At 56.1% G+C, this 14974-nt stretch carries 14 protein-coding genes; 4 read left to right on the top strand and 10 right to left on the bottom strand.

Translation table 11 applies throughout. The annotated features are described in order from the left end of the window. The 8 genes from ACWPM9_RS03555 to ACWPM9_RS03520 form a co-directional block, all read right to left on the bottom strand. On the bottom strand, positions 1-906 hold the full coding sequence (locus ACWPM9_RS03555; RefSeq protein ID WP_428187571.1) for a UTP--glucose-1-phosphate uridylyltransferase: 906 nt from the start codon (positions 904-906) through the stop codon (positions 1-3). After that, the gene (locus tag ACWPM9_RS03550; RefSeq protein ID WP_484756774.1) at positions 903-1901 is read right to left on the bottom strand and encodes a glycosyltransferase family 2 protein; all 999 of its coding nucleotides are present in this window, start codon (positions 1899-1901) and stop codon (positions 903-905) included. The genes ACWPM9_RS03555 and ACWPM9_RS03550 overlap by 4 nt, the downstream gene beginning before the upstream one ends. After that, entirely contained in the window at positions 1898-2830 is a 933-nt protein-coding gene (locus tag ACWPM9_RS03545) for a glycosyltransferase family 2 protein (protein ID WP_484756773.1), read from the bottom strand. Before ACWPM9_RS03545 ends, ACWPM9_RS03550 begins: the two co-directional genes overlap by 4 nt. After that, the gene (locus ACWPM9_RS03540) at positions 2827-3810 is read right to left on the bottom strand and encodes a glycosyltransferase family 2 protein (protein ID WP_484756772.1); all 984 of its coding nucleotides are present in this window, start codon (positions 3808-3810) and stop codon (positions 2827-2829) included. Before ACWPM9_RS03540 ends, ACWPM9_RS03545 begins: the two co-directional genes overlap by 4 nt. Before the next feature lie 23 nt (positions 3811-3833). Continuing rightward, positions 3834-5030, bottom strand: a complete 1197-nt coding sequence (locus ACWPM9_RS03535) for a glycosyltransferase (RefSeq protein ID WP_484756771.1) — start codon at positions 5028-5030, stop codon at positions 3834-3836. Positions 5031-5080: 50 nt separating this feature from the next. Beyond that, positions 5081-5878, bottom strand: coding sequence for an endo-1,3-1,4-beta-glycanase ExoK (gene exoK / locus ACWPM9_RS03530; RefSeq protein ID WP_484756770.1), 798 nt, complete (start codon positions 5876-5878; stop codon positions 5081-5083). A gap of 27 nt (positions 5879-5905) precedes the next feature. Beyond that, the gene (locus tag ACWPM9_RS03525) at positions 5906-7036 is read right to left on the bottom strand and encodes an acyltransferase family protein (protein ID WP_484756769.1); all 1131 of its coding nucleotides are present in this window, start codon (positions 7034-7036) and stop codon (positions 5906-5908) included. 350 nt (positions 7037-7386) lie between these two features. After that, positions 7387-8856, bottom strand: coding sequence for a lipopolysaccharide biosynthesis protein (locus ACWPM9_RS03520; RefSeq protein WP_484756768.1), 1470 nt, complete (start codon positions 8854-8856; stop codon positions 7387-7389). Positions 8857-8970: 114 nt separating this feature from the next. On the opposite strand from ACWPM9_RS03520, the gene ACWPM9_RS03515 reads away from it, so the two are divergent. Together ACWPM9_RS03515 and ACWPM9_RS03510 are read left to right on the top strand one after the other, a co-directional pair. Then, positions 8971-9936, top strand: a complete 966-nt coding sequence (locus ACWPM9_RS03515) for a glycosyltransferase family 2 protein (RefSeq protein ID WP_484756767.1) — start codon at positions 8971-8973, stop codon at positions 9934-9936. A 39-nt stretch (positions 9937-9975) separates the two neighbouring features. After that, positions 9976-10920 carry a polysaccharide pyruvyl transferase family protein gene (locus ACWPM9_RS03510; RefSeq protein WP_484756766.1) on the top strand — a complete coding sequence of 315 codons (945 nt, stop codon included), beginning with the start codon at positions 9976-9978 and terminating at the stop codon, positions 10918-10920. On the opposite strand, the gene ACWPM9_RS03505 is transcribed toward ACWPM9_RS03510, so the two are convergent. Together ACWPM9_RS03505 and ACWPM9_RS03500 are read right to left on the bottom strand one after the other, a co-directional pair. After that, entirely contained in the window at positions 10911-11909 is a 999-nt protein-coding gene (locus ACWPM9_RS03505) for a glycosyltransferase family 2 protein (RefSeq protein WP_484756765.1), read from the bottom strand. The two genes, ACWPM9_RS03510 and ACWPM9_RS03505, sit on opposite strands and share 10 nt — an antisense overlap. Positions 11910-11996: 87 nt before the next feature. Then, positions 11997-12248: an exopolysaccharide production repressor protein gene (locus ACWPM9_RS03500; protein ID WP_484756764.1), complete on the bottom strand. Its 252-nt coding sequence runs from the start codon at positions 12246-12248 to the stop codon at positions 11997-11999. Between the two features lie 697 nt (positions 12249-12945). On the opposite strand from ACWPM9_RS03500, the gene ACWPM9_RS03495 reads away from it, so the two are divergent. Continuing rightward, on the top strand, positions 12946-13626 hold the full coding sequence (locus ACWPM9_RS03495; protein WP_428187559.1) for a sugar transferase: 681 nt from the start codon (positions 12946-12948) through the stop codon (positions 13624-13626). An 89-nt stretch (positions 13627-13715) separates the two neighbouring features. Continuing rightward, on the top strand, positions 13716-14969 hold the full coding sequence (locus tag ACWPM9_RS03490; protein WP_484756763.1) for a polysaccharide biosynthesis/export family protein: 1254 nt from the start codon (positions 13716-13718) through the stop codon (positions 14967-14969). Positions 14970-14974: the final 5 nt, after the last annotated feature.

The following is a 14974-nucleotide window of genomic DNA, read 5'->3' as shown; positions in this document are numbered from 1 at the left end:
TCAAGCGGCGTGTGCGCTTTGGCGGCGCTCGGAAACCAGTTGCTGGATTGATTGGGCAAGCTCCTCGCCCAGGTCTGCGCGCAGCATGGCAAAGGCCACATTGGCTTCGATGAACCCACGCTTGCTGCCGCAGTCGAAGGTACGTCCGGTATACGGATGCGCGTGAAACGGCTGGCTTGCGGCAAGACGCTGCATGCTGTCTGTCAGCTGAATCTCATTGCCAGCCCCGCGCTCTTGCGATTCCAGCAAGTCGAAGATTTGCGGTTGCAGAATATAGCGACCATTGAGGTAATAGTTGGACGGCGCAACCGCAGGATCGGGTTTCTCGACCATGTCGGTGACCTGAACGCCGTGCTCCACACGATTACCTACGCCGATAATACCATAGCTGGATGTATCCTGCGGAGCGCATTCCTCGACCGCAAAAACGTTACCGCCAACCTCTTGATAGAGATCCATCAAGCCCGCCATGCAACCGCGTGGCCCAAAGGACACCATGTCAGGAAGAAGGAGCGCAAAGGGCTCATTGCCGACCAGTTCTCGTGCGCACCATACAGCGTGACCAAGACCTAGCGGCGCTTGCTGGCGGGTGTAGGTAATGGTCCCCGCAAGCGGCAGCATCTTTTCAAGCTGCGCAACCTGTGCTGTCTTGCCGGCCTTCGTCAGCGAAGCCGTCAGCTCTGGAGAGGTATCGAAATAGTCCTCGATCGCCGCCTTGTTGCGGCTGGTGACGAAGATGATCTGCTCGATACCGGCCTGCAGGGCCTCATCCACCGCATATTGAACAACGGGACGGTCAACAATCGTCAGCATCTCCTTGGGCGTGGCCTTCGTTGCGGGCAGGAAACGGGTGCCGTTGCCGGCGACCGGGATGACGGCCTTTCGTACGGGCTGCAAATTCGTCATGAATTCTGTCCTTTCTGGAGGCGTTTGCCCCATGCAGTTGGGAGGGAACCGGCGCCACTCAGGATCCGGTTTATGCGAACGGCAAGCGGCATTTTCAGGTGCCTCAAGGCACGAGGATGACCAATCGCCGTTTTGAGAACCCCACCGATAGATCTGTTCTTGATCTCACCGATCAGGGTAATGAAGGAACGCGCTTCAATAAGACTGCGGGTGCGCAAACGCTGCGCTTTTGCAGCGGCACCATGGAGTGCGAAGCGGTCGAGAAACAGTCGGTCGGACGCAAGCATCGCGTCCAGATGATGCGCTTCCAGGACGCGGGAAATGGAGTCTTGCCTCAGATGATAGATATAGCCTGCAAGCGGCTCCACCGCGCATCTGCCGCCGCAGGCAAGCGCAGAAGCCAACAGCATGTAATCCTCGCCGATCTTCAGGCTTTCATCGAAGCAAAGCTGATGCCGCAAAAGGAAGCGACGGGCAAAGATGGGCTTCATATAACCGTAGTTGTAAGTCGCGCGAAAAATGATGTTGGACTGGATGAAATTTGCCAGTGACAACAAGTGAATGCCCTGCAGATGGCGCTCTGCGAACATCGTCTTTGCCGGTCCGCCATCCATGGGCACCACATCGAGATTGTCGACGACGATATCGGCATTTTCCACGGCAGCACGGTCGATCATTCGCCGCAGCCGGCCCGGACGCACCTCGTCATCAGCATCCAGCACAGCGATCCAGCGGCCGCGGGCTGCTGATATTCCGGCATTGCGTGCCGCCGCCGGGCCTTGATTGCGCGCCTGCTGCAAAAGCGTCATGCGCGGATCCGAATACCCTTCCGCCAAAGCAACCGTGCCATCAGCGGAGCAATCGTCGACGACGATCACTTCGACGGAAACACCCGTCTGGGCAAGAGCGCTGTCGATTGCTCGAGCAAGTGTATCCTGCGCATTATAGGCCGCGATGACAAAACTGATATCCGGGCGCTCGCCGCTATCAATCATGATGCCTCCACGAAGCCATATTGGCGAATTTCCCGTTTACCGAAGAGTCCGGTGACAACGCCGGCATGAAGAGCGGCACGCAGCGCATATCTGTAGCGGGCTATGGGGAAGGGTACGGAGAGTGCCATCAGCAATGCACAGCAACCAAGCTTGCAGGACGCGATAAACGCCTGGATCAGCCGAGCGGTCCCGTGATGCTGTGTCGCCAAAATACGCCCATGCGTCTGGCCGGAGCGAAAGCGCCTTTTGCTCAGCCAATCGAAGCTTTCGCGCTTGGCCGGAACCGGCTCCTCAAGCAGTGCATTGGCAGCAAACGCAATTCGTCCGCCATCTCGGGTCGTCGCACTGAAGAACTGCGTGTCTTCACCACCGCTTTGCCCAAGCGCCAGATCGAAACGGCGGTTCGACAGATGCGGCGAGCGCATGTCGAGCAACACATTACAGGTGTAGCCGGTACGGATATGACCGTTGACCCAGACGGGACGTGTCGAATGAAAGTCTCCCTTGCGCATCCAGCCAGGAGCACTGGCACTGTAGATCGCGCGCACGGGACCGAGAACCGCATCGGCACCCGACTTTATATGCGCCTTATAGAGTTCGCTCAGCCAGGACGGTGCCGCGACTTCATCGTCGTCAATGAAAGCCAGGAATTCTCCATCGCTTTCCGTAAGACATGCGTTACGCGCGATGGAAATATTGGACTTCGGGCAATGTACGTAGCTGATCGGAAACGGAGAATGCTCCCTCAAGCTATCAACCAAATCACGGGCGCTTGGACGCTCATCATTGTCGGCCACGATCAGACGGACTGCCACCCGATCGGGAACATCAAGAGCAAAAAGCGAGATAAGAGTTTCGCGCAGCTCCGGACGTCGGAAAGTGCAGACGGCAATATCAATGAAGACGTTGATCTGGGGTTCAGCTGTCAAGCGACCGCCCTCCTCTGCCTGAAGCTCAGCAGTTCGGACCAGAAACCTGTAGACCAGGCGACATGCATGATCATCGCAGCGACAGCTGCGAGCACGCCATTGGGGTAGCGCTCCCAGACAGCCAGCCAAAAGCCGTAAGCCAGGCAAAGCGCGGCCCAAAGGAGGAATGGCAAGGCCGCAATCCAATAGAACACCGCCAACAGCAACCCCACGCAGACCGGCGCGACGGCCAGAGGGATCATCTGCCTGGGCTTCGGCAGCGTGCGATGCTTGAGAAGGTTGCGCGCACGGCCACGCCCATAGCCCATATATTGCCGAAAAAGCGCAGCCGCCGTCTTGCGTGGATAATAGATCATATAGGTTGCGCCTGTGAGCCATATGCGGAAACCGGCGCGTCGCAAACGGTGGTCCAGCTCGGCGTCTTCATTATGACTGAACGTCTCGTCATATCCGCCAACTGTGCGGAAAGCGTCTATCCGCATCAGGGCGTGATGGGCATGGTCAACCCATTGTCCGCCGGCACCATCTCGGTGTTTCGATCCGCCATTGCCAAGCTTGGAGTTTTGCGCGACCGCTGCTGCGCTCTGAAAGCCTCCATCGCCCACTGTCTTCATACCGACGGCAACAGAATCTGCCTGCGTGTCGATCGCTTCGCGTAGAAGCATCTGGCAATAATCCTCGGGATAACCGCCATGCGCATCGATCCGGATCAGATAGTCGCGATCTGCACCGTATCGGTCTACAGCAAGGTTCACCGCCGCCGACTGAAGGCGCTTGGGATTCTCAAGCAGAACAAGATCATCGATCTCTTGAGTGAGACGCGTCACGATCTCAGCCGTGCCGTCGGTACTACCGCCATCGGCGACCACGATCAGCGCGTCCAAATTGGCCCGCCCCCTGCCCAGCTGCCGCAACAGTCCCTCGATATGTGCCGCCTCGTTAAGGCAGGGAATGACAATCAAAATTTTGATGTGCGTCATTTCATTGTTCCCCCATCCATTGCCTATCCACCCGCCGAAACAGCCGCCGCAGGAAACGGCTCTGATGCGCCGCCGGGGCGATCGTCCAGCTTTGAGAGCTTCGTCACCAGGGCTCGACAATCCGTTGGCCCTGCAACCCAGGTCGAACGTTCAGTGTCTGCCATTCGCCCAAAGAGTTCTTTGTAACGCGCGGGCGTCATGGCCTCGAATTCGCAGAGCAAGTCTTCAGGATTCACCCGGTCGAGTGTCAGCCCAAGGTTACGTTGATCGAGAAACTTGCCCGTCTCCGTCGATTTCAAGGCAATCGGGATCGCTCCATGAACCGAACCTTCATAAAGCCGGTTCGGCAAAAGCCAGTCGGAGTTGAGCCCCTCCTCGAAGAAATCGATCGCCCAGACGAAATGGACATCCGCATAGATGGAGCCCAGATCCTCCGGGTTGCGGTAGGCTCCGTGAAATTCGACGAAGGGTGCTGCCTGAACAATGCGCTCGAAGTTCTCGAACTCGCTATCGGCTGGTCGACCGCGCATCACGATCTCGACACGGCCATTCATGTGGGCAGCAAAATCGGACAGGATCGCAAGAGACTTGCGGCAGCGAATGGCGCCAAACCAGCCGATCCGCCAAGGTTCGCCGGTGCGAGGCGCAGGCGGCGGAGCAGCAGTGTGAGGTTCATCAGAAAGTTCCAGGACCTTGTTTTCGAGAAGTAAGGTTGGAAGATCGAGCGTCGAGCGCGGTTTGAAATAGTGCTCTACGAAAGCAGGTGAACTGGTAACCAGCAGCTTGGCCTTGCGTCCGAAATATCCTTCAAGAGCTCTCAGAAGTGTTCCCTTGAGACCGCGGTCGAGCAGCAGTCGATGAATGTCGAGGCACTCGTAGACGACAGGAATGCCTCCGCCGAAGACGCTGGAGGCGCGCGCCGCCAAAGCCAGCATCTCGACATTGCGGGCGACGATCACATCCGGTCGCGGCACACCGGAAAGTCTGGATTTGAGGGACATTGCCGCCGACACGACGGCACCGATCCGTTGGACAAAACGAGCATCTTCGGTTCGGCCAAGCGCAATGGTCTGAATGTCAGCCTGGCCGTCCAGCAAGTTCTCGGCACGTTGAAAACCGGCAACTGTCACGCTTGCACCGCCGCTGATCAGCATCAAGACGCGCCGCCGGATTGCAGCGTCTGCCAGATCATGGGCGAGATAGAGAATATGCGTCTTCACCGTTTTGAACTCCTCTGCACTTCCAGCCGGCTTGAAACCGACAAAGGGAATCAGTCGAGCGTGCAAAGCACGGATTCAGGAAATTGGCAGTCGTCACCGCCCGCGGTGAAAGCGACGCGCTCGATGGTCATCGAGGCGGGTCCCTGATAGGCAAATGGACCCATCCAGTCCGCAAAGGTGTCCGATCCCCAAAGGCTCAGGAATATCTTCTGGGCGTTGCTCGGGATCTTCGACTTGTCCGTAACCTCATGCACCATCTTGCCGTTGATAAAGTAGCGGATACGGTCAGGTTCCCAGATAAAGGCGTAATCATTGAAGGACTTATCTGCACCACCGGCAACCGGTATGAGCTTTTCGTTGCCACCCTTGGCGGAGACATACTGGTTGACCTGAACCTCGGATGTATTCTTGCCAAGAACTTCGAAGTCGATCTCGTCATGGGGCTTTTTGTCGGTTGGCCCGATATAGCTGAAGAAGGCCGAATTCAGTCCGGAGCCGGTCGCTGCTCTCATCCGCACTTCATAGGTGCCGTAGCCATAGCGTTGACGTGTCTGAACCTCTCCACAGGCATAATCCCGCCCCCCGGTGGCCGCTTTGGCAAAGCCCAGCGTCAGATTTCCGGATTGCGCCTTCACTTGCCCTTTGGACCAGGTGCAATTTTGATGGTCACCGTTGCTCCAGCCGTCGGAAATGTACCAGAACGACGTATCCAGCGTGTCGAAGCTTTCAACAAAGGACGGACCAGACGCGAGCTGCTGGGCCGCGGCCTCTTGGGTTGCCACAGCGGGCAGGAAAACGCCAGCGAGCAGATAGATACTCAAGCGACGCATGGGTTGGTTCTTGTGCATGTTGCACCTCTGCTTTTGGGCTCATCGTCAAACGAATGGGCGCCCTACGCCCTCAGGCGTGGGGCTGCGGCGGGGAACATCGGAAGACAATCGAAACTTGCGCCCACGGCTTCCGGTTAGAACCTGATAGAAGGACGGCAGGTACCGCGCGGTGAGCCTGTTGGAGATAGACAGAACGGCAAAGGTCGTAACGAGCGCCCCGCAATAGAAGACGGCATAGAACGCGTCGCCAAACATCCTGTTCCAGATCATCCACAAGACAACCAGCAGCGGGTAATGGGCGCAGAAAATCCAGAAACTCAGGCTGCCGGTATTGGCCAGACGCTGACCGAACGACGTCTTGATCAGCAATGCCGACAGCAGCCAGAACCCAAGCGCACCAATGATCGACAAGGCGTTACGTGCCAGATCGAGCCAGAAAGGAAAGTCAGGACCTGCCTGATAGAGACCCGTCGCAAGCAGGGCAGCTGCACCAACCGTAACGAGCAATCCCAGCCACGCATGCCGATCGAGGCTTTTCACATCGATCCGATAGAGAGCCAGGCAGATGCCAAATGTGAAGCTGAAAAGGATCGACTTCTTCAAGACGAGACCAATCGTCAGCGTTGGCAGGATGGCGAGACCAAAGAGTATCGCGCAGGTCAAAAGCGGTTGGCGACGCACCAGGTAGGCAAGAACCGGCGACAGCAGGATGCAAATGAACAGATCACGCAGAAAATAGAGCGGGATGTTGACGGGAAAGTCTTCCGTTGCGAATGCAAGATTCAGCATGTCGCGCGCAGAAGACTGCCAGGCATCGGGGAAATAGCCGACACCGATGTCGCGCGACTGCACCAACAGTACCAAGGCCAGAAGGCTCAGGTTCCAGATCAGAAACGGTGTCAGCACCGTCCTGAACTTGGATCGAAGTGTCGCGGCGTAATCGAACCCGTCCATACCACGACGGAACAACAGGTAGCCCGAAATCGCACTGAGGCATGGCACACCAATGCGAAAGAAACTGTCGCCCAGAAAAACGCGAAGCCAGTGAAAGGCATTGGCATCGGAAAGGAATGGGCTGGTCTGCAGATCATGAGGCACATGCACGAACACAATGCCGCAGATCAGGAATATGCGCATCAGATTGATACGGGAGGATATGTTCTGATCGACTGTCAACCGAGTCACCTCTTCTGGGTGATGCCTCCCAACATCACCGTGTAAATCAGAGCAGACTTGAGCCCGCGACATTCAGGATCAGGGTTACATCCGGAAAAAATGTGGCGATGCAGCAAAAAAGAATGGGGCGGCCAGTTTAGACGTCAGAGCAAACGCTCGAGCGTTCTCTAATAAGCGCTGCAACACAAATGGATTGCGCTACTGAGGCAACTGCAATTTCTGCGGCATAAAAATTTTCACAGGCACTCGCAAAACGCCAATGACTGATGCGCATAGGACCTATTGCGTCACAAAACGGTACAAAGATCGCGAATTGAGGCCAAAACACGGCAGAAAGCGGCCCGCTTCGTTCAAGCCGCTGCGCCACTTCGTCGCGCAGCGACCAAGCCTTGCAGCTTTCGCAGCAAGGATCGTTCCGTAAGAAGCAGAAGCAGCGCGTAAAGCACGCCTCCAACGAGCGCCCCGATCGCAAGCTCCAGCACAGCATTTTCAATACGTGCGTCCAGCGCCTGCAAAAGCAAACGAACGCAGACGGCCATAACAAGTGCGGATATCATCGACTTGCTGCTCGTCATCAATCCCCGAAAAAACGGAATCTTGTCCACCCGGAAGACGACATAGGAATACCCGATGAGGGTCACGGCATTGACGACGCAAAGCGCAGTCATGGCCTCAACCAGTCCGCCATGGGCCGCCGCCAGACCGACTGCACCAGTTGTCAGAATTGCGCGGATTACGGCAGACCAGAAAAGCACGCGCCCATGCCCGGTCCCCTTTAGATAGGGTATGAAGGTGCTGCAGGGCGTGACCAACGCTTTGGAAAAGGCAAGCAGCCCAAGCACTGGCCAGGCATGGGCCCACTCCCGCCCGAAGATCACAAGCATTGCCGGTTCAGCCACAGCCCAAAGCCCGAACATGGCAGGTGCCAGCAAAACGGTCGTGACTTGGGTACTCAGCATCAGCGCATCGCTGCGCCGCTTTCGATCCCCTCCCATGACACTGAAGGCCGGAAAGAGCACACCCATAACGGCCGACAATACCACCTGGTTGGGAATACTGGCAAAGCGGTTGGAAACGGAATATGCGCCGGCATCACCAACACCAAGCACTCGACTGATGACGATCATCGGAGACTGAAAGGTCACGAAATTTGCGATTTCCGATCCCATCACGCCCGAACTGAACGACAGGAGCGGAACCAGTTTGCGCGGATGCATGACGGCGCGCGGCATGTAACCCGAAGCGAAATAGAGCCCGACCAACCGTATGATTGCCGAGGAAAAGAGCTGAACCACCAGAGCCCACACTCCGTAACCGAAATAGGCCATCGCAACGGCGACAACGGCCGCGAATGATTCGGAAATCGTGCTCCACATCGCATCGCGACTGAAATTCATCCGCTTGGCCAGGATGCAATAGGCGATATCCCCTGAAAGCTGAATCGGGATCAGGAACGCCATGATGCGCAACAGACCGGCAGCCTCTGTCGCGCCCATCGCAGTGGCAAGCGGCACCGCGGCGAGGTAAATAATCAGCGACATTGCCATCGCCATGGCGAGATTTGCCCAGAAAACGCTGTGCACGGTGTCGATGTCATCGTCCTTCGCGACGATCAGCGCAGACGTCAATCCGGCCCCACCTATCATCGCCAGGAACTGCACGACTGTCAGCGCCACAGCCACCGCGCCGAACTGCTCAGGTGAAAGAAGCCGCGCAAGAATCGGCACCGTGACAAATTTCAGCCCGAATGTGGCTGTCTTTGAAAGAACGCTCCAGCCGACATTGGTCGTCACTGCCTTCAAGCCGTGAATTGGGGCCATGGTTCTAGGTCCTGTTTCTGGAGGAAGCCGAGACGACGACGGCAGGTCTGCCACATTTCCGATGCCGACCCATGTCGGCGGCTTTCAATAGTTTGAGATAGCAAGGGCAAAAAAATGGCGACATTCACAGTTGTAATTCCATTCTACCAAAAAGAGACCGGAATTTTGGGTCGCGCACTGCAATCCGTCTTCAGTCAAAGCTATCAGGATTTTGATATTTTGATCGTTGATGACGAATCACCGCTACCGGCGCAGACCGAGATCGACGCCCTTGATGAGACATCAAGATCACGCATCACGGTAATCAATCAACCCAATGCAGGCCCGGGCGGTGCACGCAATACCGGCCTCGACCACGTGTCACCTTCAACCAGTTATGTCGCCTTCCTCGATTCCGACGACATATGGACGCAGAATCATTTGAAGAATGCCGAGGCAAGCCTGAACCGATTTGGCGGAGACTGCTATTGGGCCTCCATGCAGGCCAGCGACGAATTTTATTATCATTTTGGCGTGGCGAAACTGTTGGAGACCGAAACGGTCATCACCCACAGCCAGACGCCTCTGGTCATACAAGTTGCCGATCTTGCCAGTGCCATGCTGAAGAACTGGAGCTTTCTTCACCTCTCCTGCATGGTCATCGGCCGCAATATTTTCGAGACAGTGCGGTTTGACCCTTCCCTGCGTCTGGCCGCCGAAGATGTCCTCTTTTTCTGCGACTGCATCCTGGCATCGAAACGCGCTTTGCTGTGCGACGAAGCAGGTGCCATGCGCGGCACCGGGCTCAACATCTTCCACAGCATCGACAACCAGTCCCCCCAGTTTCTGCGCCAACAATTCAATACCTGGGTAGCCCTGGATACTCTCGAAGGACGATTTGCGCGGCGACCAACCGACATAGCCTCGATTACCTCTTACAAGAACACCGCGCGACGACAGGCACTCTGGAGCCAAGCGGGGCGTGTGCGCGCAAGGAAGGCCCCAGATCTTGGCCTGTTGATGCGCTGGGCCTGGAGAGATCCGGCAATACTGCGCACCATGGTCGAACTTGGTACCGGAAAGCTCGCACGTGCAAGCTGATTGCAAACATCTGAACAGACACATCCCGAGGAGCGCGACATGAAGCCATATCACTGGGAATCGCATCACGGCAATTTCGGCGACGACCTTAATCTCTGGCTGTGGGATATCCTGTTGCCGGGCTTTCGCGAGGTCCATGATGAGACCCTGCTGGTCGGCGTCGGCACGGTCCTTAATCCTGTTCTTCTACCGCCCGGCATCCATAAACTGGTCATCGGCAGCGGCTACGGCTACGGCACACCACCCGATATAGGCAACATCCGTGAATGGGATGTCCGCTGTGTGCGTGGCCCCAGGACTGCTGCCCGTCTGGGCCTGTCCCAGGACCGAGGCATTGTCGACCCGGCCGTCATGATAGCTGACATGCCTGAATTCCGGGACTTGCCCAAGCGCTACAAGAAGACCTTCATACCCCACTGGGAATCAGCGGAATTCGGCATGTGGCATTCTGTGTGCGAACCAGCAGGTCTCACCTATCTGGACCCGCGTGGCGAGGCAAAGGAAGTCATATCGCACATCGCGCAATCGGAAATGATCGTGGCGGAATCGATGCATGGCGCAATCCTTGCCGATGCCTTCCGGGTGCCGTGGATTGCCGTTACAACATCGCGGTCGATCAACGATTTCAAATGGACCGACTGGGCCGAAAGCGTAGACGTAACCTATCGGCCGCATCAAATCCCGGTATCAACGCGCGCCGAGGCAATCGCCAAGGGATCGCGTTTCTGGGGGATGAACTTCGACAGCACCAAGGTCGAGGGAACGCCAGATGGGATGGCAACGGACCAAACGGTCATCACCAGGTCGCAGCCATCGCAAACCGGCATTCGCGGCCTTGCCAAACAAATGCTGGCCACACCATCGATTTTGGCGCTGTGGCAGGCGAGCCGAGCAGAACCGCAATTGAGCCCTGAGGGTATTCTGGAAAATCAGAAATACCGGCTCCGCGAAGTCCTGGAAGGAATCCGGAAAGACTATTTCTGAACTGCTGGAACACCATCCAGCAGATAACGCAATCCAACCGGGGGGGCCGCCTCCCCGTCGTCGGTTCGACGAAGCCCTGCCGTCTTGTCCCTGACAATTCCGCCAACGACTGCGGTCCAGGCACCCGGCCGCGTCAGCAATTGACTGAATGCGATCGCCAGGCCGCGTTCCCGCTTCGCATCGAGAAAAGCTCTCAATTCATAGCGATCGCGGATATGCCGCTCATGGCTAAGCAATGCATGCTGTACGTCCATCGGCAAATCTGTCTGAGAGAGAATGGCATTGTCCGCTTCAAAGAGTCGTCGAAGGTCATCCGTGCGGTGTTGGCCGCTCAGCGAATTCGCACGCACAACAGCGCCATAGCCGCAGTGTTCAATGACGGTATAGCGTGCCCCCTTGATCAGGGCCCTGAGATACAGGTCATAATCCTCACCAAGCCGCAGTGCCTCGTTGTAGCGCAAACCATTCCTGTCGAGAAAACTCCGGCGCATGACGGGTTTCAGGAAACCGATCTCACCGCGCTGCACACCGGGCCTGGATATATTGCCCTCAATGAAATCGAGCGTGGATATCGCCCTTGCCCTCGACTGGAACATGGAGGGTTTTGCCGTACCGCCCGATTCCATGGTGAAGGCGATATTGTCGGCGATGAAATCCCAGTTGCTCTCCAACAACATCGGAGCGAAACGACCGGGAAAGAAATAGTCATCCGCGTCGAGGATTGCCAGCAAAGGCGCCTCGGACACCTTGATCGCATGATTGCGCGCAGCAGCAGGGCCGACATTTTCCGGCAAGGAAATCACGCGCAAACGACCGGATCCATCGTCGGATTGTTGAGCGACACGCGCTGTCTCGTCCGTTGATGCATCGCTGATGACGACGACTTCTCCAACCTCTTTTTCCTGAAGGGCCGAGCGAATAGCAACATCAATTGTGCCAGCAGCATTTTTGGCGGCAATGATCACGCAAACGGAAGCTTCGGCAGTCATGTCGCTGATCCTTTCGTGGATGCAATCAGACACATACTGCGCAAGAAAATGACCGAGATATGGAATTATCGATTTTTTGACCGTGTACTAACGGTCTGTAACCTTGAGTTTGGCCGGTGCATCACCGTGAAGTTCACCGCCAGAATCCTCACCCTTGCGGAGCTTTTTTTCCCGGCGCACGAGATAGAGAACACCGATGAAATACCCCACCTGCAGGATAATGGCACTGAGCACTGTCTGAAGCACTGCCGTGGCCAAAGATCCGGTCAACACGAAGGTTGCGCCTGCAAATACGACCAGGACAACGATCATGCTTAGAAATACGCGAGGTGCATACATGGCCTGTCCTCCCGGAACAAAAGCTCAGTTTTCTTTGGTCTCTCGGCTCCTCTTCAAGCTGCTAAAGCATATTGGGCCGGATACGTTGGTTCAAGGTCTTCTAGGCCGTCTATCGCACGAAGATCATGAAACTTTGGTAAGCTTCGGTGCTAAAATCCGGGAGGAATGGCGACTGTGCCCAAATCGGGCCGCATTTAAGCCACGATTCGAGCTCAACTGCCCGCGCCAAGCAGTGCGATAGAGCCTTCACACAGAATTTTAATCAAATTTTGTTACCAAAAATGGTCAGCACTGAATTTTCAGGTTGCATTGCGACAAGGTATCGCAGTGCACAATTTTGCGTCATGTCACGGTAGAGTGAAGAATGCAATGCAGTCATTTCTGCAACCGATCAAACAGCTCGGGATTGCCGTAACAAGGTTTCGCTACACCTACGACTTGTACGTTACTCTATAGAGCAACCTCCTTGCGCGGCAATAATTGAATAATTTCACGCTATATTCCTGAGCACGCTTATTATGCTTGTCTCCCCACTTCACGTCACTGGATGCGCTGGCAGAGAATTAACCGAGGAAAGATTGCGGCCTATAAAAAGGCTTGCGAGCACCCAATTCCGGTCACAGACTTAGGGTCACATTACTCCGCATGACGCGCCATACAGGCACCGACCCATCGCAACATAAGTGGAGTTAACTCTATGAAGTCAGCGACACGTTCGGCCGGATCGCCGTTCCTCAGATCCGAGCAGGCTTCCATCCCCAACCCGACCGGAGGCTTCGCCAAGCGCACCTTTGACATCACCGCCGCTCTTTCGGCGTTGATCATTTTCAGCCCCATCTTTCTGCTCATCATGGCACTGGTGAAGTTTTCAGATGGCGGATCCATGTTTTACGGCCACCGCCGAGTCGGCCACAATGGACGCTCCTTCAAATGCCTCAAGTTCCGCACGATGGTGCCGAATGGAGATGAGGTTTTACGCCAACATATACAGTCCGATCCCAAGGCTGCAGAAGAATGGCGTGCCACAAGAAAGCTCAAGGACGATCCGCGCGTGACCACCGTTGGAAGCGTTCTGCGCAAGTTGAGCCTCGACGAACTTCCCCAACTGATCAATATCATTCGGGGAGATATGAGTGTTGTCGGTCCGCGTCCCGTCGTGGACGACGAATTGGGACTCTACGAAACAGCCGCGATTTTCTATCTCCAGACCCGACCGGGATTGACTGGCTTGTGGCAAATCAGCGGTCGCAATGACGTTTCCTATGAAACCCGCATCGCCTTCGATACGCATTATGTCGAGAACTGGTCCTTCGTCCGGGACATCGTTATCATCGCCAAGACAATTCCTGCCGTGTGCCAGTCACGCGGCAGCTACTGATCGCAGAAATCCTCACAATCGACAGATGGATTGAAGGCCGCAGGCTGTCGCCTCTGGCCGGGCGGATCACGCGAAAAGCGAGACATAAAATGAAGAACTTGAAGTCGACCCTGCGCCGGCGTTTTACTGTATTGTGCATGGCAGGAGCCGCATTTGTCGTGGCAGGCTCCGCTTTTGCCCAAGATGGAGAATACCACCTCGGTGTCATGGATCAGTTGAAGATCCGTGTCGCCCAATGGCAGCCAGCCGAAGGAATGATCCGCGACTGGGAAGGCGTGGGCGGCGATTACAGGATTGGCCCCACGGGGTTCATATCATTACCCTTCGTCGGTGAAGTCAAAGCGGCCGGGCGTACAGCCACCGAAGTCTCCAGCGAGATAGGCGAGCGCCTTCAGAATGAGCTGGCTCTCAGAACGATGCCCTCGGCCTCGGTCGAAATTGTGGAATTTGGTCCAATCTTTCTGGCCGGCGACGTACAGACTCCGGGCGAATATAAATATGCGCCGAACCTCACTGTTCTAAAGGCCGTGAGCCTTGCAGGTGGACTACGTCGTGCTGATAAAGGCCAGCGTTTCGCACGTGATTTCATCAGCGCCAGTGGTGACGCCGCCGTTCAGGATTCCGAGCGCGACAGGCTTCTGGCCCGCCAGGCCCGACTGATGGCAGAGATCAACGGATCCGACGAAATCAAGATGCCGGCGGAACTGGAAAAAGTGGACGGTGCCCAGCGCCTGATCGACAGCGAGACCGCGCTGATGAAGTCACGGCGCCAGCGCTATGAATTGCAACTGACGGCACTGGCTGATCTCCAATCCCTCCTTCAAAACGAAATTGAATCGCTTTCCCAAAAGGGAATAACTCAAAAAGAACAGCTTGACCTGATCAACAAGGACCGCGAGCGGATCGGCCGATTGAAAGAACAGGGCCTCACGACCAGCAACCGCCAGCTGTCAATTGTGGGTCGCGCAGCCGACGTGGAAGGGACCCTGCTCGATATCGATAGCGCAACATTGCGAGCCAAGCAGGATATCAGCAAGGCCAAGCAGGACGAGATCAACCTTCGCAATGACTGGGAAGCACAGCGTGCAAAGGAGCTACAGGACACGGAAGCCGAACTGGAAAAACTCGCCCTGAAGCTTTCGACGAACCGGCAACTGATGTCTGAGGCGCTCGAACAATCTGCCGAGTCGATGAAATACGATGCCATGGGCAAGGCAAGCCAGGTCAAATATACAATTGTCAGGGACGAAGGCGAAGGCCCCAAAGAGATCGCGGTCGACGAAACCGTTCAGCTGCAACCCGGCGACGTGGTCAAGGTGGCGTCGGAAGTCTTGATGCAGTGAGGCTT

Source organism: Agrobacterium sp. H141, assembly GCF_057158725.1.
Note: the sequence above shows the minus strand (reverse complement) of the source record. Positions and strands in the feature narration are given on the sequence as shown.